The 22,385-nt window shown below is 43.7% G+C and carries 25 protein-coding genes and 6 tRNA genes; 29 read left to right on the top strand and 2 right to left on the bottom strand.

The genetic code is table 11. The annotated features are described in order from the left end of the window. The first annotated feature begins 274 nt into the window (after positions 1-274). From P6709_RS13880 to P6709_RS13865, 4 genes are all read left to right on the top strand, one after another. On the top strand, positions 275-1,357 hold the full coding sequence (locus P6709_RS13880; protein WP_278241531.1) for a D-alanine--D-alanine ligase: 1,083 nt from the start codon (positions 275-277) through the stop codon (positions 1,355-1,357). 12 nt (positions 1,358-1,369) lie between these two features. After that, a complete protein-coding gene (locus P6709_RS13875) occupies positions 1,370-2,743 on the top strand; it encodes a UDP-N-acetylmuramoyl-tripeptide--D-alanyl-D-alanine ligase (protein ID WP_278241530.1) in 1,374 nt (457 codons plus the stop codon). Positions 2,744-2,859: 116 nt separating this feature from the next. Continuing rightward, the gene (locus P6709_RS13870) at positions 2,860-3,579 is read left to right on the top strand and encodes an alpha/beta hydrolase (protein WP_442905333.1); all 720 of its coding nucleotides are present in this window, start codon (positions 2,860-2,862) and stop codon (positions 3,577-3,579) included. Positions 3,580-3,974: 395 nt separating this feature from the next. Next, positions 3,975-5,468, top strand: coding sequence for a DEAD/DEAH box helicase (locus tag P6709_RS13865; protein WP_278241528.1), 1,494 nt, complete (start codon positions 3,975-3,977; stop codon positions 5,466-5,468). Between the two features lie 41 nt (positions 5,469-5,509). Here P6709_RS13865 and P6709_RS13860 read toward each other — a convergent pair whose 3' ends face one another. Next, complete coding sequence (locus tag P6709_RS13860) at positions 5,510-6,067, bottom strand: hypothetical protein (protein ID WP_278241527.1); 558 nt, start codon at positions 6,065-6,067, stop codon at positions 5,510-5,512. A gap of 246 nt (positions 6,068-6,313) precedes the next feature. Between P6709_RS13860 and P6709_RS13855 the strand changes: the two genes are divergently transcribed. Beyond that, positions 6,314-6,796 carry a PH domain-containing protein gene (locus tag P6709_RS13855; RefSeq protein WP_278241526.1) on the top strand — a complete coding sequence of 161 codons (483 nt, stop codon included), beginning with the start codon at positions 6,314-6,316 and terminating at the stop codon, positions 6,794-6,796. Beyond that, positions 6,789-8,306 carry a PH domain-containing protein gene (locus P6709_RS13850; RefSeq protein ID WP_278241525.1) on the top strand — a complete coding sequence of 506 codons (1,518 nt, stop codon included), beginning with the start codon at positions 6,789-6,791 and terminating at the stop codon, positions 8,304-8,306. The genes P6709_RS13855 and P6709_RS13850 overlap by 8 nt, the downstream gene beginning before the upstream one ends. Positions 8,307-8,581: 275 nt before the next feature. Here P6709_RS13850 and P6709_RS13845 read toward each other — a convergent pair whose 3' ends face one another. Continuing rightward, positions 8,582-9,175, bottom strand: a complete 594-nt coding sequence (locus P6709_RS13845) for a rhomboid family intramembrane serine protease (protein WP_278241524.1) — start codon at positions 9,173-9,175, stop codon at positions 8,582-8,584. A gap of 76 nt (positions 9,176-9,251) precedes the next feature. Here P6709_RS13845 and acpS point away from each other — a divergent pair, with 76 nt between their 5' ends. The 23 genes from acpS (at position 9,252) to P6709_RS13730 (ending at position 22,385) form a co-directional block, all read left to right on the top strand. Continuing rightward, entirely contained in the window at positions 9,252-9,611 is a 360-nt protein-coding gene (gene acpS / locus P6709_RS13840; RefSeq protein WP_278241523.1) for a holo-ACP synthase, read from the top strand. A gap of 127 nt (positions 9,612-9,738) precedes the next feature. After that, entirely contained in the window at positions 9,739-9,906 is a 168-nt protein-coding gene (locus P6709_RS13835; RefSeq protein ID WP_278241522.1) for a hypothetical protein, read from the top strand. Between the two features lie 72 nt (positions 9,907-9,978). Further along, positions 9,979-10,995, top strand: a complete 1,017-nt coding sequence (locus P6709_RS13830; RefSeq protein WP_278241521.1) for a LolA family protein — start codon at positions 9,979-9,981, stop codon at positions 10,993-10,995. Positions 10,996-11,064: 69 nt separating this feature from the next. Continuing rightward, on the top strand, positions 11,065-12,222 hold the full coding sequence (gene alr, locus P6709_RS13825) for an alanine racemase (RefSeq protein ID WP_278241520.1): 1,158 nt from the start codon (positions 11,065-11,067) through the stop codon (positions 12,220-12,222). Between the two features lie 158 nt (positions 12,223-12,380). Further along, a complete protein-coding gene (locus tag P6709_RS13820) occupies positions 12,381-12,662 on the top strand; it encodes an antitoxin endoai (protein ID WP_278241519.1) in 282 nt (93 codons plus the stop codon). Positions 12,663-12,666: 4 nt separating this feature from the next. Continuing rightward, on the top strand, positions 12,667-13,017 hold the full coding sequence (locus P6709_RS13815; RefSeq protein ID WP_041056367.1) for a type II toxin-antitoxin system PemK/MazF family toxin: 351 nt from the start codon (positions 12,667-12,669) through the stop codon (positions 13,015-13,017). Between the two features lie 124 nt (positions 13,018-13,141). Further along, a complete protein-coding gene (locus P6709_RS13810) occupies positions 13,142-13,975 on the top strand; it encodes an STAS domain-containing protein (protein ID WP_278241518.1) in 834 nt (277 codons plus the stop codon). After that, the gene (locus tag P6709_RS13805; RefSeq protein WP_041056372.1) at positions 13,972-14,328 is read left to right on the top strand and encodes an STAS domain-containing protein; all 357 of its coding nucleotides are present in this window, start codon (positions 13,972-13,974) and stop codon (positions 14,326-14,328) included. The genes P6709_RS13810 and P6709_RS13805 overlap by 4 nt, the downstream gene beginning before the upstream one ends. A gap of 4 nt (positions 14,329-14,332) precedes the next feature. After that, positions 14,333-14,734 (top strand): anti-sigma regulatory factor, encoded by a 402-nt coding sequence (locus tag P6709_RS13800; RefSeq protein ID WP_278241517.1) that lies wholly within the window; start codon positions 14,333-14,335, stop codon positions 14,732-14,734. Positions 14,735-14,749: 15 nt separating this feature from the next. Then, a complete protein-coding gene (locus tag P6709_RS13795; protein ID WP_278241516.1) occupies positions 14,750-15,760 on the top strand; it encodes a PP2C family protein-serine/threonine phosphatase in 1,011 nt (336 codons plus the stop codon). Positions 15,761-15,837: 77 nt separating this feature from the next. Beyond that, on the top strand, positions 15,838-16,173 hold the full coding sequence (locus P6709_RS13790; protein WP_278241515.1) for an anti-sigma factor antagonist: 336 nt from the start codon (positions 15,838-15,840) through the stop codon (positions 16,171-16,173). Then, the gene (rsbW, locus tag P6709_RS13785; protein WP_278241514.1) at positions 16,173-16,643 is read left to right on the top strand and encodes an anti-sigma B factor RsbW; all 471 of its coding nucleotides are present in this window, start codon (positions 16,173-16,175) and stop codon (positions 16,641-16,643) included. The genes P6709_RS13790 and rsbW overlap by 1 nt, the downstream gene beginning before the upstream one ends. Then, positions 16,621-17,415, top strand: coding sequence for an RNA polymerase sigma factor SigB (gene sigB / locus P6709_RS13780; RefSeq protein ID WP_278241513.1), 795 nt, complete (start codon positions 16,621-16,623; stop codon positions 17,413-17,415). The genes rsbW and sigB overlap by 23 nt, the downstream gene beginning before the upstream one ends. After that, complete coding sequence (locus tag P6709_RS13775) at positions 17,415-18,008, top strand: PP2C family serine/threonine-protein phosphatase (RefSeq protein WP_278241512.1); 594 nt, start codon at positions 17,415-17,417, stop codon at positions 18,006-18,008. The genes sigB and P6709_RS13775 overlap by 1 nt, the downstream gene beginning before the upstream one ends. Before the next feature lie 106 nt (positions 18,009-18,114). Beyond that, positions 18,115-20,295, top strand: a complete 2,181-nt coding sequence (locus P6709_RS13770; RefSeq protein WP_278241511.1) for a Tex family protein — start codon at positions 18,115-18,117, stop codon at positions 20,293-20,295. Between the two features lie 16 nt (positions 20,296-20,311). Further along, positions 20,312-20,725 (top strand): hypothetical protein, encoded by a 414-nt coding sequence (locus P6709_RS13765; RefSeq protein WP_278241510.1) that lies wholly within the window; start codon positions 20,312-20,314, stop codon positions 20,723-20,725. Positions 20,726-20,846: 121 nt separating this feature from the next. Beyond that, a complete protein-coding gene (locus P6709_RS13760) occupies positions 20,847-21,341 on the top strand; it encodes a SprT family protein (protein WP_278241509.1) in 495 nt (164 codons plus the stop codon). 505 nt (positions 21,342-21,846) lie between these two features. After that, positions 21,847-21,921, top strand: a tRNA-Asn gene (locus P6709_RS13755). A 7-nt stretch (positions 21,922-21,928) separates the two neighbouring features. After that, positions 21,929-22,019, top strand: a tRNA-Ser gene (locus P6709_RS13750). A 22-nt stretch (positions 22,020-22,041) separates the two neighbouring features. After that, positions 22,042-22,116: transfer RNA gene (locus P6709_RS13745), tRNA-Glu, on the top strand. A gap of 30 nt (positions 22,117-22,146) precedes the next feature. Then, positions 22,147-22,222, top strand: a tRNA-Asp gene (locus P6709_RS13740). A gap of 9 nt (positions 22,223-22,231) precedes the next feature. After that, positions 22,232-22,306, top strand: a tRNA-Gln gene (locus P6709_RS13735). A 3-nt stretch (positions 22,307-22,309) separates the two neighbouring features. After that, positions 22,310-22,385: transfer RNA gene (locus tag P6709_RS13730), tRNA-Lys, on the top strand.

The following is a 22,385-nucleotide window of genomic DNA, read 5'->3' as shown; positions in this document are numbered from 1 at the left end:
CTGATGTGTACAACTGTATTTAATAGAAGGATTATATCGTCTTGCTTCTCATTTGTTAAGAGAAAAAGAGGGAGATATTAAAGTACATCTTTTCTGAATAATCCGACCATTTTCTTTCTGCTCGTCACCATCCGGTTCATTTGGTATATTGGGCAAAGAAAAGACCCGACTACAATCTCATCAATAAATCTTGTAAACATGTTAAAATAGAAAAGTATGCAAAAATTAGAGCCGAATTTCTCTACAACCATGAATTAATTGGAGGACATTATAAATGAAAACAAAGTTATGTTTGTTATTTGGAGGAAAATCAGCTGAACATGAAGTATCGCTTCTGACAGCAAAAGCGGTTATTCAGGCGCTTGATCTTGAGAAGTTTGAAATTGATCCCGTTTTTATATCACCAGAAGGAGAATGGAGAAAAGGCGCATCGCTTAAAAGTCCTGTTGAAGATGTAGCGGCCCTTCAATTCGGTTCCGAGCAAAGCGTGTCTGCTGCTGAAGGCTTGCAGTCGACTTCTCTTCAGACGACTGATGATCGTGACGGCGGATACGATATTATATTCCCGCTGCTTCATGGACCCAATGGAGAAGATGGCACGGTTCAGGGACTTATGGAAGTACTCAATCTGCCGTATGTTGGCAACGGCGTGTTAGCTTCATCTGCCGGCATGGATAAAGTCATTATGAAAAATCTATTTAAAGAAGCAGGACTTCCGCAGGTTTCCTACGTATCCTTTATCAGAAGCACATGGGATAAAGATCGTGAAGCAGCGTACAAAAAAGTGGAGCAGGAAATTGGCTATCCGTGCTTTATCAAACCAGCCAATCTTGGTTCTAGTGTCGGCATCAGCAAATGCACAAACCGTGATGAACTTCAAAATGGCTTTGCAGAAGCCTTTTTATATGACCGTAAAATTATTGTGGAGCAGGGAGTTAAGGCGAGAGAAATTGAAATCGGGGTTTTGGGAAATGATTTGCCCGAAATGTCCGTTCCCGGCGAAATTAAAGCGAAAAAAGACTTTTACGACTATAAAGCAAAATACGTAGACGGCGATTCTGTCATGATCATCCCGGCTGAATTGCCGGAGGGGATGGCTGAGACGCTGCAGCAAATGGCGAAAACAGCTTTCCAGGCTGTCGATTGCTCAGGACTGGTCCGTGCTGATTTCTTTGTTACTGAAGACAATGAAATTTATATTAATGAAATTAACACGATGCCCGGCTTCACTCCGTACAGCATGTTTCCGCTTCTATGGGAAAACTCAGGCGTACCTTATTCCGAGTTGATCGAAAAATTGGTTGCTCTTGGAATTGAGCGCCATAATGAAAAGCAAAAAATTAAATATACCGTATAAGGAGTTTTTCAAATGAAGCGTACATTAAAGCAAATTGCTGACATGCTTGGGATTAACCCCCCGGAACCCGCTTTTCATGACACGGTGATTGAAGGTGCAAGCATCAACACGCGCACACTGAAGAGCGGAAATTTATTTATTCCGTTTCGGGGAGAAAAAGTGGATGGCCATCAATATGTCGATCAGGCTTTTGAAATAGGAGCTGGCGCTTCACTTTGGCAGGAGGACGCGGGTACGCCTCCGGCCGGGGTTCCTGTATTGATCGTAAAAGATCCCGAGATTGCTCTTCAAAAGCTTGCCCGTGTATACAGACAGCAGGCTTCTTTTAAAGTGGTCGCGATTACCGGCAGCAACGGTAAAACGACGACCAAGGACATGATTGCGGGTATTTTGTCCAATTCTTTCAAGGTCCAAAAAACAGAGGGAAACTTCAACAACCAGCTGGGCCTCCCATTAACACTGCTCGATGTAGAGGAAGATACAGAAGTTTCTGTCCTTGAAATGGGCATGAGCGGGTTCCGGCAGATCGCGTTTCTAACAGAGCTTGCACAGCCTGAAATTGCTGTGATCACTAATATTGGCGAATCGCATCTTCAGGACCTCGGTTCAAGAGAGGGCATCGCCAAAGCAAAATTTGAAATTTCAGAAGGACTAAGTGAAGAAGGAATTCTGTTCTATTATGGGGATGAGCCATTGCTGACAGATCTTGTCGCATCCTCTAAAGGCTTTCGTACTTCATCCTACGGCTACGGTGAGAACAATGACTTTAGCCCGAAAAAAATTGAGATGTCCGAAGAAGGCAGCCGGGTTTATTTAAATGACGGAACCGGTGAATGGATTGATGTACCTGTCCTCGGCAAGCATAATGTGCTGAACGCACTTGCCGCTATTAAAGTAGCGCTTCACCTGGGGATGGACACACAGTCTATTACACAGGGCTTTTCGCAGATGAAACTGACAGCAATGCGCATGGAGAAGGTGGAAGGCTCTAAAGGGGAAATCATTATTAATGATGCGTATAATGCCAGCCCTACCTCAATGAGAGCTGCCATTGCGTTTGCTGAAGAAGTACAGGGGCAGGGCCGTAAAATCCTGCTGCTTGGAGATATGCTTGAGCTTGGAACAGAGGAAGAAGTGTTTCACCGTGAAATCGGCAGGGAGCTGAATCCTGATAAAATTGATTTCGTTCTGACATTCGGCGACAGAGGCCAATGGATTGGGGAAGAGGCACTCAAGCAATTCCCTAAAGGACGCGTCCGCACGTTCGGTCAAAATAAAAAAGAGCTGATCTCCATTTTGCAGGAACTGACGGCCAAAGGCGACTTGCTGCTTGTAAAAGGTTCCCGCGGCATGCAGCTTGAAGAAGTGGTAGAAGCGTTAAGATAAACAAACCTGTTCATTCTCATCCCTAAATAGGGGTGGGAATGTTTTTCTTTTTCACCGTGGCTTTACTGCTTTTATTTTAGGGTAAAAGTAAATACTTAGAGAAGAAAGCAGGAGTGATGGATGTGGGTCAGAAGGGCTGTTTGCTGATACATGGTTTTACGGGCGGTGCCTATGAGGTGAATCCTCTCGCCCGATATTTAAGAGAACATACAGACTGGATTATTTCTGTTCCGGTGCTGCCGGGGCATGGCAGAAAGCTCAATTTGAGGGAAACGACGGCAGTTGAGTGGATTACGTTTGCAGAGGAAGAGTTAAAGCGTCTGTGGCTGTATTGTGATGAGGTGTATGTCGTCGGTTTTTCCATGGGCGGATTAATTGCTTCTTACCTTGCCATTCACTACCCCGTCAGCAAACTCGTGCTATTAAGTGCCGCAGCGATGTATGTAAATACAAAGCAGATTGCAAAAGATGTAAACATCCTTATTAAAGACATCTGGAGCAAAAAACTGAATGAAAATGAATGGTTTGGCCATTATAAATACAAGCTCATTCATACTCCGGTCCGTGCGATGCGTGAATTCCGGAAGATCGCGAAAGCAACTGTTCCTCTACTATCCCAGGTGACGATTCCAACCTTTATTGCCCAGGGGGAGATGGACGGAATTGTTCCGCCCCGCGCAGCCCGTTTTGTATACGACCGGATCGGCACCTATGAAAAAAAATTATATTTATCAAAAACGTCCAAACACCTTATCTGCTATGGAGCCGACAGTGAAGCGCTTTTCAAAGAAATCGCTTTCTTTTTGTCAAGGACCGATCACCCCGATGATGGGTGATTGTCTTTTGCTAAAATGCGTGATAAGATAACTAAGACATCTGGTACATTTGTGCAATGAGCTCTTTTAAAATAGAAGAGTGTATTTTTTTGTTGGTTGTCTTTATCAACATGAAGACCAATTTTATAAAAATTGGCATCTTTGGCGCACTCGGCATATGACCGAGTTTTATTTTTTGCTTAGAAGCAGAAATTTTAATGCAGCCTTTTAATTCTAAGCAGAGTCGACGATTCGGTTAAGCGGCTGTTTGGCCGGCTGACCTAAATGCGACTTGGGCAGAGTTCGCCCTATATATCTTTATAAGGACAACGATGAAAAGCTATCGCAGTCTTCTAAGCGATCATAGCGATGTGTATGAAATAGATGATTCACAATACAAAGGAGATTGAAATAATTTGACACTTTTTTCAGAATTACCAATCAGTCCAGCAATCCTAAAATCCATAAAGCGTATGGGCTTTGAAGAGGCTACACCGATTCAGTCAGGTACGATTCCATTGTCTGTTGAAGGCAGAGACATCATCGGCCAGGCACAAACAGGAACAGGAAAAACAGCAGCATTCGGAATTCCTATGCTTGAAAAAATCGATGCTAAGTCACCTAATATCCAAGGGTTGATCATTGCTCCAACACGTGAGCTTGCGATCCAGGTATCAGAAGAGCTTTACAGAATCGGAAGCGACAAGCGCGTTCGCGTTCTTTCTGTATACGGAGGCCAGGACATTCAGCGCCAGATTCGTGCGATGAAGAAAAATCCGCATATTATCGTAGGTACACCAGGCCGTCTGCTTGACCATATCAACCGTCGTACATTGAAGCTTGAAAATGTAAACACTCTTGTACTTGACGAAGCAGATGAAATGCTGAATATGGGATTCATCGATGACATCGAGTCAATCCTTAAAAACGTACCAAGCACTCGTCAAACGCTTCTGTTCTCAGCAACAATGCCAGGACCGATCCGTAAAATTGCTGAGCGTTTCATGAGCAACCCTGAAACAGTAAGCGTTAAAGCGAAAGAAATGACAGTTGAAAACATTGAGCAGTTCTTTGTGAAAGCACATGAGCGTGAAAAGTTTGATGTCCTTTCCCGTCTTCTGAACGTTCAATCACCTGAGCTTGCAATTGTATTCGGCCGTACAAAGCGCCGTGTCGATGAGCTTGCCCGCGCACTTGAAATCCGCGGCTATATGGCTGAAGGAATTCACGGTGATTTAACTCAGGCTAAACGTATGTCTGTTCTAAAGAAATTTAAAGAAGGCCGCATCGACGTTCTTGTAGCAACAGATGTAGCTGCCCGCGGACTTGATATCTCAGGCGTTACACATGTATACAACTACGATATTCCTCAGGATCCTGAAAGCTACGTTCACCGTATCGGACGTACAGGCCGTGCAGGAAGAACCGGTATGGCAATGACGTTTGTGACACCGCGTGAAATGAACTATCTTCGCGTTGTAGAGCAAACTACGAAGAAGAAAATGACGCAGCTTCGTCCGCCAAGCTCTTCAGAAGCATTGGAAGGCTTGCAGCGTGCTGCTGTTGATTCATTAAAAGAAGCGATTGAAAAGAATAACCTGGAAGAATACAAAGTGCTGGCACGTGAGCTAATGAATGAAAATGATGCATTAGACGTAATTGCGGCTGCACTTAAAACATTAACAAAAGAGCCGGACAGCACACCGGTTGAAATCACACCTGAAAAACCACTTTCATCTAAAAAGCACGGCGGAGGCGGCAAGCCTTACCGTAAAGATGACAAAAAGTACGGCAACCGCGGTGGAAACCGCAGCGGCGGAGGCAGCGGAAGCAAAGGCGGATCAAAGCCTTATAACAGCCGTCAGCGCCCTGCATCAAGACGTCCTTCGACAACTCGTTCTGAAGGCTAATTAAACAAAAAAGCTGGCGGGAATGTTCCCGCCAGCTTTTTTTAACGATCTGTGAGTTCATACATGATGCCATTGCTTTGCAGGATGTAATCGATGCGGTCGAACTTCTGTTTATCCAAACTCGGTCCGCGTTCAAAATCCAGCTTAACCCCGTTATTCATCGTAAGGACGAGGGTCTCATAAGGGATATCATCATTTCGCTTTAACAAGATAGCGTCTTCGACATCCGACCATTTGTATTCCTCGGAATTCAGGGATAGCAGTTCATTGTGTAAAATGCGCTCATCGCGCAGCACGGAATAATTGGTGATGCTCACCGCAATAAGAGCAACGGACACAAGGACAAGACCTGCTGCAGCAATCTTTGCTTTTTTAGCTTGAAAATACATAACGAAACAGAATATTGAAAGTAAAATGATGCCGGTGCCAAATAAAATATTGGAGATGGACGGGGTTTTAATATAGATTAAATCTCCTGCTGAAAATAAAACAAGGTGAATTAAGTTCGGTGCAACAAATCCGAGCAGCACACCCATCAGCAGCGTGATAATCCCCATGACAATCCAAATCATATTCCCTTCTGTAAAAGATGAATTCATGTGTTGATCTCCTTCCAAGTGATGATAAATAGATTACGAAAAACAAAAACAAAAGATTCACTAAATTTAAAAATAATTGAATAATCAGGAAAAGATGTCTTTATAAGTATACAAAATTGGTCTTAATATGGGAATACTTTTTAAGAAGATCCCATTAAACGTATTCCCGCTAAAACGAAACATCTCATCAAGCAAGTACGTAGTATACTATAGAAAAGAAGCAGCAAGCAGATTGGAGAGAAGAATATGGACCGAAGAGAACCAAACAAAAGAATTTCAGAAAGAGCGCTCACAGTCTGGAAATTATATGGCTGGATCAGCACGGGAATTTTAGGAATCGCCGGGATTGGGGTCATCACACTGAGCGTGCTTTTCGACTGGCCTTTCTGGTTTATCGTGGGAGGAGCAGCGGTTCCTGTGTTAAACGCCGTTCTGTTTGTTTATATTTTTCCAACATTAAAATGGAAAAGATGGCGTTATGAAGTAAGAGAAGAAGAAATAGAGCTTCAGCACGGTATTTTTATCGTAAAAAGGACGCTCGTTCCCATGGTTAGGGTTCAGCATGTGGATACAGAACAGGGACCGATTCTGAGAAAATACCGTTTAGCAACGATTTCGATCTCGACAGCGGCAACCGTTCATCAAATTCCTGCGCTCGATATTGACGAAGCAGATTCATTAAGGGATTCTATTTCTGCTCTGGCAAGGGTGGCGAAAGACGATGTCTGAAGAAAAAAGACTTCATCCGGTATCCGCAGTCATTAATTTTGTAAAAGCATTGAAAGAAGCACTTATTCCACTTGTTGTGCTGGTATTTTTAAATCAGGGAGATCGTGATTCTCTTCTGGATTATCTGCCATTTGTCGGCATGGGCGTTTTTATGATTATTATTTTATTTGTCGGTATTTTAAAGTGGTGGAGATTTACATATCGGGTCGAAGAAGGCGAGCTGCGCATTGAATATGGCTTGTTCGTAAAAAAGAAACGGTATATTCCATTTGAACGAATTCAGAGCTTAAATTATTCAGAAGGCATTCTTCACCGGCCGTTAAAGCTTGTAAAAATAAAGGTGGAAACAGCGGGCAGTTCAAATTCACTTGAATCGGAAGCTGAATTAACAGCCATCACCAAAGAGGAAGCCAATGAACTAAACTCTTTCATCGCAAAGGCTAAGAAGAAGCTAAAAGAAAGCGGCGCAGTGGATGAAAATGGACTGCCGATTGAGGAACCTGCTGAAGAGGAAAAAGAAGCAGAAGGGAAAGTCCTCTACAAAATGAGTGTCAAGGATTTAGTCATTATGGCGACTACATCAGGAGGAGCCGGTGTAGTGATCTCCGGTATTTTGATTTTTCTTTCGCAATTCAGTGAATTTATTCCGTTTGAAACCGTTGCAGATGAATTTCTTGAAGTGGTTCAAAGCGGCGTTCTCTTTGTAGCGGTTATGATTTTTCTCGTATTATTTTTTGCCTGGGTGATTGCCGTGGCCATGACATTTATCCGTTACGCGTCCTTTACCGTAAGACTGGTGGAGAAAGATTTAATCATCACAAGAGGACTTTTGGAGAAAAAGCAGACGACCATACCGCTCAACCGTATTCAGGGCATCCGTTTTAATCAGAATTTACTCAGAGAGCCCTTTAAATACGCTTCTGTTACGATCGAGAGTGCAGGCGGATCGGCACTGGAAAAAGATTCGAATACGATCCGTTTGCTTCCGATGATTCGCTCGGCCGAGGCACCGAAGATCTTAGAAGAAATTCTGCCGGAATATGAGTGGAGCACAGACTTTACAGGAGCCCCAAAACGTTCTATTTTCCGCTATATGTTTTGGAATCTGTTTTTTATTTCGTTCGTCATTGCCCCGGTGTCCTATTTCTTTTATCCGCTTGGTCTCCTGTCATTGCTGCTGTATCCGATTATGGCGGGTCTTTCCTGGCTGCAATACAAAAATGCCGGCTACCGACTGAGCGAAGACCAGCTGACGATGCAGTACCGTGTGTTTGATAAGCAGATTGTGTATTTGAAGAAAAAGAGAATTCAATCATTGGAACTAAAAGAAACCTGGTTTCAACGAAAAGGCAGAGTCGCTACTCTATCAGCCACGATCAAATCGTATCTGGCTGGAAGTGAGAACACAGTCAAACACCTGGATGTGAAAGACGTGGAAAAGGTGATGGAGTGGTATCAGCCTGAAGGATCCCGTGCAGCGAAACAAAGTGAACCTCTGCAAGAAGAATAAGAGGAAGACGATTGGGAAACAAAAAAACGAGGCTGGGACATAACTTATAAAAGTTTTAAAAAAAGAGGACATATTTATTACTAGTAGTAGGTGAGCGGAGCGGAAGGTGGCGACTCCAGCAGGATATGACGGCAAGCTGAGACTTTACAGGGCAAGGCCCTGAAAAGGCTCAGCGCCGTCCCTGCGGAAAGCGTCCGCCTGAAGCGAAGTGAACCGGTCGTAGAGCTTGAGACACTTATGTCCCAAGCTCGTCCTCATACTGCGCGTATAAAGGTTTAATTCTTCCTGGAATTAAACACAAACAGACCGATAAAAAATCCTGCAGCGAGTCCTGCGAGATGGGCTGTAATGTTTACATTCGGTGTAAAGAAGGTCATGATGACACTGATAATCAGCAAGGGAAGCATGATCTGTCTTAATTCTGCCGGGGCCCGTTCCTTAAAAATAAACAGGATGGCCGCATATACACCAAACAGTCCGAAGATGGCTCCGCTAGCCCCAACTGATAAATACATAGGCGGATGAATCAGCCAGGTGACCAGGTTGGCAATGATGCCGGTCAATAAATAAATGACCGTGAACTGCACATGTCCCGCAATTCGTTCAAGAGCCGGTGCAAACAGGACAAGAGAAAAGGTGTTGAACAGCACATGCCATAAGTCAGCATGAGCAAAAATGGGTGTGACAAGCCTCCACCACTCACCTGCAGAAATCAAAAAATTTGCGCCAATCATAAAGCTCATCGTACTGTCCCCGATGCTGCCTGGAAGAGAAGTTAAAATAAACACAACAGCGTGAATGATGACAAGAGCGGATACTACAGGATATAGTTTAATAAATTGTGATAGACTTTCGGTTCGTAAAAACAATGAAATGATTCCTCCTCTGTAAAACCTGGATCATTCCTTTCATCATACAATAAAACTGCGTAAAAAGGGTGATTAGATGATTAGCGGAATAGGGCTCGACTTAATCGAGCTGAACCGGGTCAGATCTGTTGTGCAGCGGCATCCAAAACTGGCTGCGCGTGTTCTGACAAAAAATGAGTTAATGCAGTACCGGCAGTATCCGGAAGAAAGAAAGATTGAATTTCTTGCCGGCAGATTTGCAGCAAAAGAAGCGTATGCCAAAGCGCTCGGCACGGGTATAGGCTCATCGCTTTCTTTTCAGGATATTGAAATTATAAAAGATTCAAACGGCAAGCCTTTTATAAAAGTGAATGCAGAGGGGGCAGTGCACCTCTCGATCACCCACTCAAGAGAATATGCTGCTGCGCAAGTCATTATTGAGCACAGTGAAACATAAGCTAAAGCGTAAGAACGGGAAACCGGTTCTTGCGTTTTTTATTTTCCCTATGAAGACGAGCCTGTATAAGAGACAAGCACAGGAAAGGAGAGGGTATAGGGGTGAGCTGACAAGCAGGAGTCTGCTGGTGCTCCATCCGTTCAAAGACGCGTATAAAATTCCGGTGCAAGCAGCAAAACAGCCCCAAAAGAAGATCGGTTCGACCGCCCGTACCCGTTCATTTTTCACTTCTGCTTACGTCGTCATGATCTTCTATTCAACTCCTGCTGCCGGATTTGTTTTTACGAATATTTAACAGGCTTGTCTCATATGATCATATGGCACCAACACATGAACGGAGCGTTGACTCAACAAAGGGGAGGAAGCCATGAAGAAGCTAGTCTGGTCGTTGTTAATTGGATGTCTGGTCCTTTTATTGTCTGCTTGCGGAGAGACTACGAAAGAAGAAGCAACAAGCGATTTATCCGAAAAAGTTGAAGAAGTGGATGGGTACAAGGCAACGGCAAAGATGGTATTTGAAACAGGTGAAGAACCGCAGGAGTACGATGTAGAGGTTTGGTACTCAAAGCCGAACTACTATCGGGTGCATTTAAAGCATGCTGAAGAAAAGCAAAGTCAAATGATTATCCGCAATGATGAAGGTGTCTTCGTCTTGACTCCTGCCTTAAATAAAAGCTTCCGTTTTCAAAGTGATTGGCCAAGCAATGGAAGCCAGGCGTATTTAATCGAGTCTCTGGTTAAAGACATTGAAGAAGATGATGCCGCTACATTTGCTGAAAAAGATGGCTCTTATGTGTTTGAGTCCAAAACACGGTACAAGCACCAGCATATGTTCCCGATGCAGGAAGTGATTTTTGATAAAAAATCGCTTACTCCATCTTCTGTTAAAGTAAAAGATGCTGAAGGAAACGTTAAAATCAGTTTGACCTTTACGAAAGTGGATCTTGAAGCCGCATTCGAGAAAAGTGATTTTAATTTAGAGAAAAACATGATGGGTGCACAGCTTGAAGTACCCGTTTTAGGAGACGGTGAAGAGGAAGAAGAACCATTTGCAGTGCTGTACCCGACCGTAGAGCTGGAAGGAACAGCACTTCATGAAGAAGAAGAAATGGACGTGGATGGAGGCAAGCGCGTGATTATGACATTCAGCGGGGAAAAGAACTATACGCTGATTCAGGAGAAGCTTGATGCTGCGCCGGTCATGATGACAACAACGGATGCCCCTGGGGACGTAGTGGATCTTGGCTTTGCAGTAGGATCGATCACGGAACAATCTGTGTCATGGACCTACAATGGGGTGGACTACATGCTCGCTTCAACCGACTTAACACAGGAAGAAATGGTAAATGTCGCTCGATCCGTTCAGGGTACTATGATAAAATAGCCACATCTTTATTTAAGGAGCTGATTCTTTTGAGTCGCTCCTTAAATGATTCCTAAGGGTGTGGATAAGATGAAGGCAAATGAACAGTTTCACCGGGATACATGGGTTGATGTGAACTTAGATGCAATACGGCATAATATTCAGCAGGTTTCTCAATTAATTGGACCTGAGGTGGCCGTTATGGCTGTCGTAAAGGCGAATGCCTATGGACACGGCTATGTACAAGTTGCCAATACGGCTCTTTCAAGCGGGGCCACACATTTAGCGGTGGCATTTATCGATGAAGCACTTTTTCTGAGAAAACAGGGAATTCTGGCGCCGGTCGTCGTCCTTGGAGCTTCAAGGCCGGCAGATGCCGAACTGGCAGCCGAACATAATATACAGCTCACCATCTATTCAAAAGAATGGGTGCTTGAGGCAAAAGATTATCTTACGCGTGGATCCAATCTTCGCGTGCATCTTAAATGCGATACAGGTATGGGGAGACTTGGAATCAAAACAGCTCAAGAGCTGAAAGAAATAGAAAGGGTCATTGCTGGAACAGCAGTGATCTCGATTGAAGGGATCTACACTCATTTTGCGACTGCGGATGAATTGGACAAGTCATACACAGACCACCAGATGGAGACCTTCTCTTCACTTGTCGCAGAGCTGAATGAAAAGCCGCCTCTGGTGCATGCATCCAACAGCGCAGCTTCATTACAGAGAAAAGATTCACTTTTTACGATTATACGATTTGGAATTTCTATGTATGGCTTGTCTCCATCAGATGAAATTGCACACAGGCTGCCGGTGGAGCTTATTCCTGCGCTTTCACTGCATACAACCATTGTTCAAATAAAAAAACTGCAGCGCGGTGAGAAAATTAGCTACGGTGCGACCTATGAAGCATCCGGAGAAGAATGGATCGGAACGCTTCCTATTGGATATGCTGACGGGTGGATCCGGAAAATGCAGGGCTTTGAAGTGCTTGTAGACGGACTGCGTGTTCCGATAGTCGGGCGGATCTGCATGGATCAGTGCATGATTAAACTCCCTGCTGCCTATCCTCAAGGTACAAAAGTTACCTTGATCGGAAGACAGGGGGACAGCGAAATCAAGATTGATGAAGTGGCAGCGTATCTTGACACCATCCATTACGAAGTGACATGTGCTATTTCTGCACGGGTACCGCGGGTTTACTGGAAAGACGGGCGGTCTATTTCTGTATTAAATACACTTATTTAGTCAATGCTTGCAAGTAATTGTCAGAAATATACCGATTGGTCCTTCTCACATGGCGCGTTTAGTGGTACTATAAAAATGGACTTGAAAGATGAACGAACATTTATCAATATTGAAAAAACAATCAAATAGGGTATGCAATGATGGTGGAGGTGTAGTTTGTGTCGGAATCCAGCGTAACATCCGAAATTTTGGTACGTTTGCCAAAACAGCTTTTAATCGAACTGGAAGCATTTGCTGAGCAGGAAGAACTTAGCCGCAACGAATGCATTTACCGCGCGACGAAAATGTTGATGCGGGAACGGCGTAAGAAACAGACTCAAGATGCAATGCGACGAGGGTACATGGAGATGGCAAAAATCAATCTTTCTATGGCATCCGAAGCATTACAGGCCGAGTACGAGGCCGGGCATACCGTGGAACGATTGGTAAGCGGGGAATAACGCTTTGATTGTTAAGCGTGGTGATGTATTTTTTGCTGACCTGTCTCCAGTTGTCGGTTCAGAGCAAGGTGGAGTCCGCCCCGTTCTCATCATCCAAAACGACATCGGAAACCGGTTCAGCCCCACTGTGGTGGTCGCAGCCATAACAGCGCAAATCCAAAAAGCAAAGCTTCCTACCCATGTTGAGATCAGTTCAAAGCGAAACGGCTTTGAACGGGATTCGGTTATTTTGCTTGAACAAATCAGAACGTTAGACAAACAGCGGTTAACTGACAAAATAACACATCTCGATGATGAAATGATGGACAAGGTAGACGAGGCTCTTCAAATCAGCTTAGGATTAGTCGACCTCTGATGTGGAAACGCTCCGGAAAAAGGAGCGTTTTTTTCTTATGGATAGACCGGGCACCTATACTGCTTTATAATAGAGAATAAGATTCGCTGTAAGCACGGCAAAAGAGTTTAAAGAGGTGAACGGATTGTACAATGAAGTAATCGCTCATATAAAATCAAGAAAAGGGGAATTGATTGAAGAGTGGATCGACCGCGTAAAGGAAGAAGCGGATGAACGGATGGTCAATGTCGTTTCAGAACAAGTATTTCAAGGGACAAGCTATGAATTTGTCGACTTGATTCTGCTTAATCTGGGTGAAAAAGACCGTGAATATAAAAGCAAGCTGCAGATGTTTTCCGAGAAAGTCGTCCGGCTGGGATGGCCGATTACCTTTGTCGTCTCGGGGCTGAGGACATTTATCCATCTTGTGCACGATGACCTGATCAAGCAAGGCGTCGTTTCAAAAGAACGTGAAGGTGAATATTTGGAATCTCTGGATGAATGGATGGCGCCTTTGTCAAATGAAATAATCCATACATATGCATCTACGTGGGAAAAGACCGTTTCACTTCAGAAAATTGCCCTGCAGGAATTGTCAGCTCCATTGATTCCTGTAGTGGAACATATATCAATAATGCCTTTGGTGGGAACAATCGACACTGAACGTGCTAAACTGATAATGGAAAATTTGCTTGAAGGTGTTGTAAGCCACAGAGCAGAAGTGGTTCTCATAGATATTACGGGTGTACCTGTAGTGGATACAATGGTCGCTCACCACGTGATTCAGGCTGCAGAAGCCGTTCACTTGGTCGGCGCGCGATGCATGCTTGTTGGAATTCGGCCGGAGATTGCCCAGACAATTGTGAATCTGGGAATCGATTTAAATAAATTTATTACGACAAGCACGCTGAGAAAAGGCATGGAAAAAGCGCTTGAGATGACCAATAGAAAAATTGTGGAATTGGAGGGAGAAATTTGAGGATCCCGATATTAAAATTAAAGGACTGTCTTTTGGTTTCCATTCAGTGGGAACTCGATGATCAGACTGCCCTGCAGTTTCAGGAAGACCTCCTGAAAAAAATACATGAAACAAATGCGAGAGGCGTTGTCATTGACATCACTTCTATTGATTTTATTGACTCTTTTATCGCCAAGGTGCTAGGGGATGTGATCAACATGTCCAGACTGATGGGGGCAAAAGTAGTAATTACAGGTATTCAGCCGGCAGTAGCGATCACATTAGTTGAACTCGGCATCCGATTAGACGATGTGATGACGGCTTTAGATCTTGAAAAGGGCTTAGAGAAACTTCAACAGGAATTGGGGGACTGACTATATGGAAACCCAATCCTGTGTAACCATCTTAAATGAATGGGATATTGTAGCTGCAAGACAGCTTGGTAGAAATGTGGCGAAGGAACTGGGGTTTGGAACAGTGGACCAGGCAAGAATCACAACAGCCATTAGTGAATTAGCCAGAAACATTTATCTTTATGCGGGACAAGGCCAGCTTTGTATAGATCGTTTAAACGAGCATGGAAAAACAGGTCTTCGCATTATAGCAGCTGATGAAGGACCAGGAATTCCGGATATAAGAAAAGTTATGGAAGATGGTTTTTCTACATCAGGAGGTCTTGGAGCAGGTCTCCCGGGCGTAAGACGTCTAATGGATGATTTTAATATAGACTCCAATCCAGGTGAAGGTACAGATATACGCGCTACCAAATGGCTCCGATAGGAGGATAAAAGCTAAATGGACTTCCGTGAAAAAATGGATGAGAAATATATTAGCGTTTTAAAAGATTTCATGCAATCACAGTCTGAGGAATCATTATATGCAGCCCAGCAGTTCAGCAGACTGGCACTTGAACACAAAATTCCTCCTGAAGAAATTGTAAATTTGCAAAAAAGTGCAATGCAGGAACTGATGCCAGACCTTCCTTCTGAGGTTTGGCATTCCTTTGATATTCTCCTTGAAGTAATGACAGCCTATGGTTTTGCTTTCAGAGAATATCAAAGTCTAATTGATACCCAGAAGGAATTTAAAAACGAAATGGAAATCGCATCAAGTGTTCAGGAAACGCTTCTGGGTACTTCTGTTCCTACCATAGATGGCCTTGAAATCGGTGCACTGAGTGTGCCTGCAAAGCAAATGAACGGGGATTATTTCCATTTTGTACATGACGGCGACCACTCAGTGAATGTGGCTATTGCGGATGTAATAGGAAAAGGGATACCGGCAGCACTCTGCATGAGTATGATCAAGTACGCAATGGACAGCCTGCCTGAGTATCGCAAGGATCCAAGCGCAGTGCTTGGCAGCTTAAACAGGGTTGTAGAACAAAACGTGGATGATTCGATGTTTATCACTATGTTTTACGGCATGTATGAATTAAAAAACCATATGCTTCATTTTTCTTCAGCAGGGCATGAGCCGGGATTCTTTTATTCAAAGCAATTTGGTGAATTTCTGGACCTCGAAGCACGGGGGCTCCTGCTTGGAGTGGATAAAGATACAACCTACAAGCGCTATGAACAGCAGGTGGAAGTTGGAGATATGATCATCCTCATGTCCGATGGTGTAACGGAATGCCGGACAGATGATGGCTTTATTGAAAGAGAAACACTGGTTTCTTTCATCAATAATTATATTGATCTCCCCCCTCAGGAAATCGTCAATAAAATCTTCAGGGATCTTGAAAAATTACAGCATTTTCAACTTCGGGATGATTTTACATTAATCATCATGAAACGCGTAAAGTAATGAAAAAGACGTTTTAAGATTAAAATAGAGGGTACACAACGATTATAATGTGTTCAGATATAGAAGAGGTGGAATAGATGAATATAACAGTTAACATAACAGAGCAAACAGAAGAATTGGTGCGTGTAGCCATTGCTGGTGAAATTGATGCATTTACCGCTCCAAAGCTGCGTGAAAAACTTGACCCTGTTTCAACGAAAGATCCTATCACCCTGATTGCAGACCTTTCACAGGTGAACTATATGGACAGTACAGGGATCGGTGTATTTGTTGGACTTTTCAAAGGGATTAAAGCAAACGGTGGGCATTTGCAGCTGGTTGGGCTGTCAGACCGCTTAAAACGTTTATTTGATATTACCGGGCTTGCAGACATCATGGATATTAATCCCGAAGTAAAAGGTGGAGTGGAATAATGCAACCATTTGATTATATTGAAATGAAAATCCCCGCCAAAGCCCAGTATGTGGGAGTAATTCGTTTAACGATTTCGGGGATCGCCAGTCGTATGGGATTCACATATGACGATATCGAGGATCTGAAGATTGCTTCAAGTGAAGCCATCACCAATGCTGTTCAGCATGCATACAGCGAAGATGACAACGGAGAGGTTGTTGTGGGATTTGCTCTTTACAATAACAGGCTTGAAGTCATCGTAGCTGATCACGGACACAGCTTTGATTTCAAGAAAATCAAAGAAGAAGTCGGTCCATACGATGAAAGTTCGTCCGTAGACATGCTGCGTGAAGGCGGATTAGGTTTATATTTAATTGAAAGCTTAATGGATGAGGTAAAGATACACCATAAAGAGGGTGTTACAGTCTTCATGACGAAGTATATTGAGGAAGAGCAGGTGGAGAGGGATGCGAAAACTGTCTCAACCTAATCAACCAAGCAAAGACGAAGTGCTTAAATGGATTAAGGCATATCAGGAAACAGAAGACGATGCTGCCCAGCATAATCTTGTGGTACACTACCGCAATTTAGTTGAGTCCATTGCAAGAAAGTATTCAAAAGGCAAATCCTATCATGAAGATATCGCTCAGGTAGGAATGATTGGTCTGTTAGGAGCGATCCGCCGCTATGATGATACTTTTGGAAAAAGCTTCGAAGCTTTTGCTATACCAACGATTATTGGTGAGATCAAACGATTTTTACGTGATAAAACATGGAGTGTTCATGTACCGAGACGCATTAAGGAATTAGGCCCTAAGATCAAAGCAACAGTAGAAGAACTGACCACAGATCTGCAGCGTTCACCTAAAGTGAATGAAATAGCAGATTATCTGGAAGTATCCGAAGAAGAAATTCTTGAAGCAATGGAAATGGGGAAAAGCTACCAGGCACTTTCTGTTGACCATTCCATTGAAGCGGATTCGGATGGCAGTACGGTTACGCTGTTGGATATCGTTGGAAGTATGGACGATAATTACGAAAAAACGGATCAGCGCCTAGTACTTGAAAAAGTACTTCATGTGCTGAATGACCGTGAAAAGCAAATTATTCAATATACGTATCTGGAAAACCTGAGTCAAAAAGATGCTGGTGATCAGCTCGGAATTTCCCAAATGCATGTTTCCCGCTTGCAGCGCCGTGCTATTAAGAAATTACGGGATGCCATTCAGCAAGAAAATCAGCAGGATGAGGATTTTAATTAATGGATGTCCTCCATCATGAGAATGTGAAGGCAGTAGCGGGACAGTATACAAAAATGGGTAAAAGCGTTTGTGGTGACAGTTATTTTATGATCGCCACAGAAGAATATTATATCTGTATTTTAGCCGACGGGCTGGGGAGTGGAACATTTGCTCATGAAGCATCCTCTGCTGCATGCGAAATCGTATCCATGCACCACGAAGAAGATGTGGAAACACTGATGAATCGATGCAACGACTCCCTAATGAGAAAAAGAGGAGCAGCAGTTGCGATTGTAAAAATTGACTATGCATCGAAAATTGTGCAGTACAGCTGTGTCGGCAATGTCCGCTTCTACTTTTACTCACACGAAGGCAATTTAACCTACCCGCTTCCGGTAACAGGCTATCTATCAGGCAGAAAGCAGAAATTTAAGATTCAGAGATTTCCTTATGAAGGTGGATCTTCATTTTTACTGCACTCAGATGGCCTTGAACTGACCCGTGTACGTCCACTGTTGCAGCCGCAGCATTCCTTAGATTATATTTCCTCGCAGCTTGAGTCAATTGTAAGTGGGACAGACGACACTACGTTTGTTATTGGGAGATTGCCATAAAAGGCGGTCTCTTTTTTTGTTTTCGCTGCATGTTCCGGCAAAATAAACCAGAGGACGTATGATACAATGAGACCAATCATAATGGAAAGGCTGTGACGATTCATTTATGTCAAGCGAAGGTAACAATCAATTACTATCCCAGCTGTCAAAAGAAACAGCAATTAACCAAAAACAGATTGAACAAGTCATCCAATTACTAGACGAAGGCAATACCGTTCCATTTATCGCCCGGTACCGAAAAGAAATGACTGGAGCTTTAGATGAGGTACAAATAAAAGAAATTGATGACCGGTGGAAATACCTGCAGAATTTAGAAGAACGCAAAGCAGAAGTGATCCGATTAATTGATGAGCAGGGTAAGCTGACCCCGGAATTAACTTCGGCTATTACGAAAGCAGCAAAGCTTCAAGTCCTTGAAGACCTATACCGTCCTTATAAGCAAAAGCGGAGAACGAGGGCTACCGTTGCAAAAGAAAAAGGACTTGAGCCACTGGCGCAATGGCTTGCATCCTATCCGAAAAATGGATCGATCGACGAAGAAGCAAGCCGGTACATCTCAGAAGAAAAAGAAGTTCTTTCTGCAGAAGAAGCACTTGCAGGAGCAAAGGACATTATTGCAGAACAAATTGCGGATGATGCGGCATATAGAGAATACATACGAAGAGAAACCTTCCGTCACGGGAAAATACGCTCATCTGTCAAGAAGGCGGAAAAAGACGAAAAAGGCATTTTTGAAATGTATTATGAATACGAAGAGCCTGTAAATAAAATCGTACCGCACCGCGTGCTTGCCTTAAACCGTGGAGAAAAGGAAGAAGTTCTGCGAGTGTATATCCAGCCGGATGGTGAACGAATCGTAGGGGAACTGAACCGTAAAATTATTCGATATCCTCATTCTGTAACCGCCAGCGTTGTTCAGGAAGCGATCGAAGATGGATATAAACGTCTTATTCAGCCGTCAATTGAGCGTGAAATACGAAATGAACTCACAGAAAAAGGGGAAAATCAGGCGATTCACATCTTTTCTGAAAACCTGAGAAACTTATTGCTTCAGTCTCCCTTAAAAGGAAAAAGAGTATTAGGGGTTGACCCGGCCTACCGCACTGGCTGCAAGCTTGCTGTTGTCGATGAAACAGGGAAAATGCTGAAAGTGGACGTTATTTATCCGCACACAACCAAAGACCCTTCCAAAGCAGCAGCCATTTTCAAAAAAACACTTGCAGAGTATGAGATTGAGCTTGTAGCAATAGGCAACGGCACCGCTTCCCGGGAAACCGAATTATTCGTTGCTGAACAGCTGAAAAACCTTTCCCAGGAAATATTTTATTTAATTGTCAATGAAGCTGGGGCAAGTGTTTATTCTGCCTCAGAGATTGCCAGGGAGGAGTTCCCGGATCTTCAGGTAGAGGAGCGCAGTGCAGTTTCAATCGCCCGAAGACTTCAGGACCCTTTAGCGGAGCTTGTCAAAATTGACCCGAAATCTGTCGGAGTAGGGCAATATCAGCACGACGTTTCCCAAAAGAAATTAAATGAATCCTTGTCCTTTGTTGTGGAAACCGCAGTTAATCAGGTTGGTGTAAACGTGAATACCGCTTCCCCGGCTCTTCTTCAGTACGTAGCGGGGCTTTCAAAAACGGTGGCGCAAAATGTAGTGAAGCAAAGAGAGGAACTGGGCAAATTTGAAGACCGGATCCAGTTAAAGAAAATTCCGAGACTTGGCTCAAAAACCTATGAACAATGCATTGGATTCCTGAGAATAACAGATGGGAAAAATCCTCTTGACCGTACGCCGATACACCCTGAGCAATACGCATATGTTAAACAAATGCTGAAAATCCTGAATGCTGTGCCTTCTGATATCGGAACAGATGAGCTGAAAGGTAAAATCATTGAAAAAACACCAGAGCAATGGGCAGAAGAGGTTGGAATCGGACATCTGACCATGAAAGATATTATCGAAGCCCTTATACGCCCGGGGAGAGACCCGCGTGAAGAGCTTAGCAAGCCTCTTCTCAAACAGGATGTTCTGAAAATGGAAGATCTTGAAAAGGGTATGGAATTACAGGGAACGGTTCGTAATGTGGTGGATTTCGGAGCATTTGTGGACATCGGTGTGAAGCAGGACGGACTCGTGCATATCTCAAAACTAAAAAACGGCTTCGTTAAGCACCCCTTAGATGTTGTGGCGCTTGGCGATGTGGTAACGGTCTGGGTAGAACAGGTCGATGTAAAAAAAGGAAGAATCGCGTTAACAATGCTTGAACCAAAAGACCAGGGAAATCCGTAAATAGAGGAGAGAAAGCATGTTTTATATTTTAATTACAGCAGCGACCGTCATCGCAACACTTGGCATTACCTTTAATTATATTGCGCACTTAGGAACGATTGTGAAAATAGGAAATGAGGGAGAGCAGCATGGAATGACCGTCCAGGCTGCGATGACCCGCTTCTTTTTTGCCACAATCATCATTGAATTAGTTCCACTCGCAATTATTATCATTACCTACATCACTGTAGAGAGACCAGACACAGGTCTTCCGGTAATCCCGCTAGTGGTTATTTTTGCCGCCATGATCTTTGGAATTATTCAGGTTGCCACCAGAATGAGGCAGCCTGTCCCTGAGGAAATGAAAAACCAGGTGCGTTCCTTTTCTCTGCTGGCTATGCAGCTGATTACATCCGTCCCGATCATTGCGTTAATTTTCCTATTTATTTAAAAGAGTAAGAGTGGAAATCCGTAGAGCAGGGGAGAAGCAACAGCCCCTGCTTTCTTGCTTTCTTGCTTAATGAAAACAGATAAAAAAAGAAAGTGGAACAAACCAGTAAGGAGAAGGTAAGGTGGAGCAACAAACATTGCAGCTTCTTGTAGAGGAAATTTCGTTAAAAGAATTTGGCAGGCCGTTTAAGCATAAGGCAGTGTTTAATTCCCGTCTGCGAACCACAGGCGGACGATACATGCTGTCCTCTCATCATATTGAACTCAATATTCACTATCTGAATGAACATGGCATGCAGGAACTAATCGGCATCATTAAACATGAGCTTTGTCATTATCATCTTCATATAGAAGGGAAAGGGTATCAGCACCGGGATAAAGACTTTAAAGAACTGACCAAAAAAGTAGCAGCCCCAAGGTTTTGCACACCCCTTCCATCGCAGCAAAAAAAGAAAAGAAGCAACGTGACTTTTCATGCCTACCGGTGCAAGCAATGCGGACAATCCTATATTCGCAAAAAAAGAATGAACATCAGCAGGTATGCGTGCGGAAAATGCAGAGGGAAACTGTCGTATCTTGGTGAAGCGAAACCCAACGAACAGGGCGGGCTTACCTAACGCCTTGATCTCAATTCTATAAAATAGCTTGTCTGTCATATGAATACTGGTGGGCGATAGTAGTATGAGGAGAGCGGAGCTGAAGGCGGTGAGTCCAGGAGCAGATAAAGATAACAGTGGCTTAAGATTCTGCGAAGCTTTGCCTGCAAAGTTCCAGCGGCATGCCTGCAGAAAGCATTCGCCTGAAGCACAGCCAACTGGTCGAAGAGCCGGACACACATTTCGTGTCCCCGGCTCTTCTTTTTTATTTGAACTCCAGATTAAAGCAACCTTTTAGATTAAAAAGGGAGAGCCCGTTAAACTTTGACAGCAGGACATTGTTATGGTAAATTAAAAACATTCCTCAATTTCGACATGCTTAATGAATTTATAAAAACTTTAAAAAAGTAGTTGACTGTCGAAAAAAGGTCTGTTAATATTTTAAAAGTCGGAAAGACGACAAAACAGTAATAAAAAAGAAATACATCGTTCACCAGCTTTCGATACATACTACTATTAATATCGTTCCACAGTAGCTCAGTGGTAGAGCAATCGGCTGTTAACCGATCGGTCGTAGGTTCGAGTCCTACCTGTGGAGCCATTTTTATGGGGAAGTACTCAAGTGGCTGAAGAGGCGCCCCTGCTAAGGGTGTAGGTCGCGTAAGCGGCGCGAGGGTTCAAATCCCTCCTTCTCCGCCAGAACATTACATAGATAACAATCGGCCCGTTGGTCAAGCGGTTAAGACACCGCCCTTTCACGGCGGTAACACGGGTTCGAATCCCGTACGGGTCACCATTTTAGAAATGAATGAATACATATGTTAAGGGTCCCGTGGTGTAGCGGTTAACATGCCTGCCTGTCACGCAGGAGATCGCCGGTTCGATCCCGGTCGGGACCGCCATTTTATTTTTGGGCTATAGCCAAGCGGTAAGGCAACGGATTTTGATTCCGTCATGCGTTGGTTCGAATCCAGCTAGCCCAGCCAGATGAGCCATTAGCTCAGTCGGTAGAGCATCTGACTTTTAATCAGAGGGTCGTAGGTTCGAATCCTACATGGCTCACCA

It is taken from the genome of Jeotgalibacillus sp. ET6, assembly GCF_029667115.1.
Taxonomy (GTDB): Bacteria; Bacillota; Bacilli; order Bacillales; family Jeotgalibacillaceae; genus Jeotgalibacillus.
The sequence above is the reverse complement of the archived record's forward strand: the minus strand, read 5'-3'. Positions and strand labels throughout refer to the sequence as shown.

Bases quoted from the DNA above. Each gene is read 5' to 3' on its own strand.
- P6709_RS13880 (WP_278241531.1), top strand. From the start codon at position 275: ATGAAAACAAAGTTATGTTTGTTATTTGGAGGAAAATCAGCTGAACAT.
- P6709_RS13795 (WP_278241516.1), top strand. From the start codon at position 14,750: ATGGACTTCCGTGAAAAAATGGATGAGAAATATATTAGCGTTTTAAAA.
- P6709_RS13870 (WP_442905333.1), top strand. From the start codon at position 2,860: ATGGATGTGGGTCAGAAGGGCTGTTTGCTGATACATGGTTTTACGGGC.
- P6709_RS13830 (WP_278241521.1), top strand. From the start codon at position 9,979: ATGAAGAAGCTAGTCTGGTCGTTGTTAATTGGATGTCTGGTCCTTTTA.
- P6709_RS13850 (WP_278241525.1), top strand. From the start codon at position 6,789: ATGTCTGAAGAAAAAAGACTTCATCCGGTATCCGCAGTCATTAATTTT.
- P6709_RS13860 (WP_278241527.1), bottom strand. From the start codon at position 6,067: ATGAATTCATCTTTTACAGAAGGGAATATGATTTGGATTGTCATGGGG.
- P6709_RS13875 (WP_278241530.1), top strand. From the start codon at position 1,370: ATGAAGCGTACATTAAAGCAAATTGCTGACATGCTTGGGATTAACCCC.
- P6709_RS13775 (WP_278241512.1), top strand. From the start codon at position 17,415: ATGGATGTCCTCCATCATGAGAATGTGAAGGCAGTAGCGGGACAGTAT.
- P6709_RS13855 (WP_278241526.1), top strand. From the start codon at position 6,314: ATGGACCGAAGAGAACCAAACAAAAGAATTTCAGAAAGAGCGCTCACA.
- P6709_RS13765 (WP_278241510.1), top strand. From the start codon at position 20,312: ATGTTTTATATTTTAATTACAGCAGCGACCGTCATCGCAACACTTGGC.
- alr (WP_278241520.1), top strand. From the start codon at position 11,065: ATGAAGGCAAATGAACAGTTTCACCGGGATACATGGGTTGATGTGAAC.
- rsbW (WP_278241514.1), top strand. From the start codon at position 16,173: ATGCAACCATTTGATTATATTGAAATGAAAATCCCCGCCAAAGCCCAG.
- P6709_RS13790 (WP_278241515.1), top strand. From the start codon at position 15,838: ATGAATATAACAGTTAACATAACAGAGCAAACAGAAGAATTGGTGCGT.
- P6709_RS13770 (WP_278241511.1), top strand. From the start codon at position 18,115: ATGTCAAGCGAAGGTAACAATCAATTACTATCCCAGCTGTCAAAAGAA.
- P6709_RS13800 (WP_278241517.1), top strand. From the start codon at position 14,333: ATGGAAACCCAATCCTGTGTAACCATCTTAAATGAATGGGATATTGTA.
- acpS (WP_278241523.1), top strand. From the start codon at position 9,252: ATGATTAGCGGAATAGGGCTCGACTTAATCGAGCTGAACCGGGTCAGA.
- sigB (WP_278241513.1), top strand. From the start codon at position 16,621: ATGCGAAAACTGTCTCAACCTAATCAACCAAGCAAAGACGAAGTGCTT.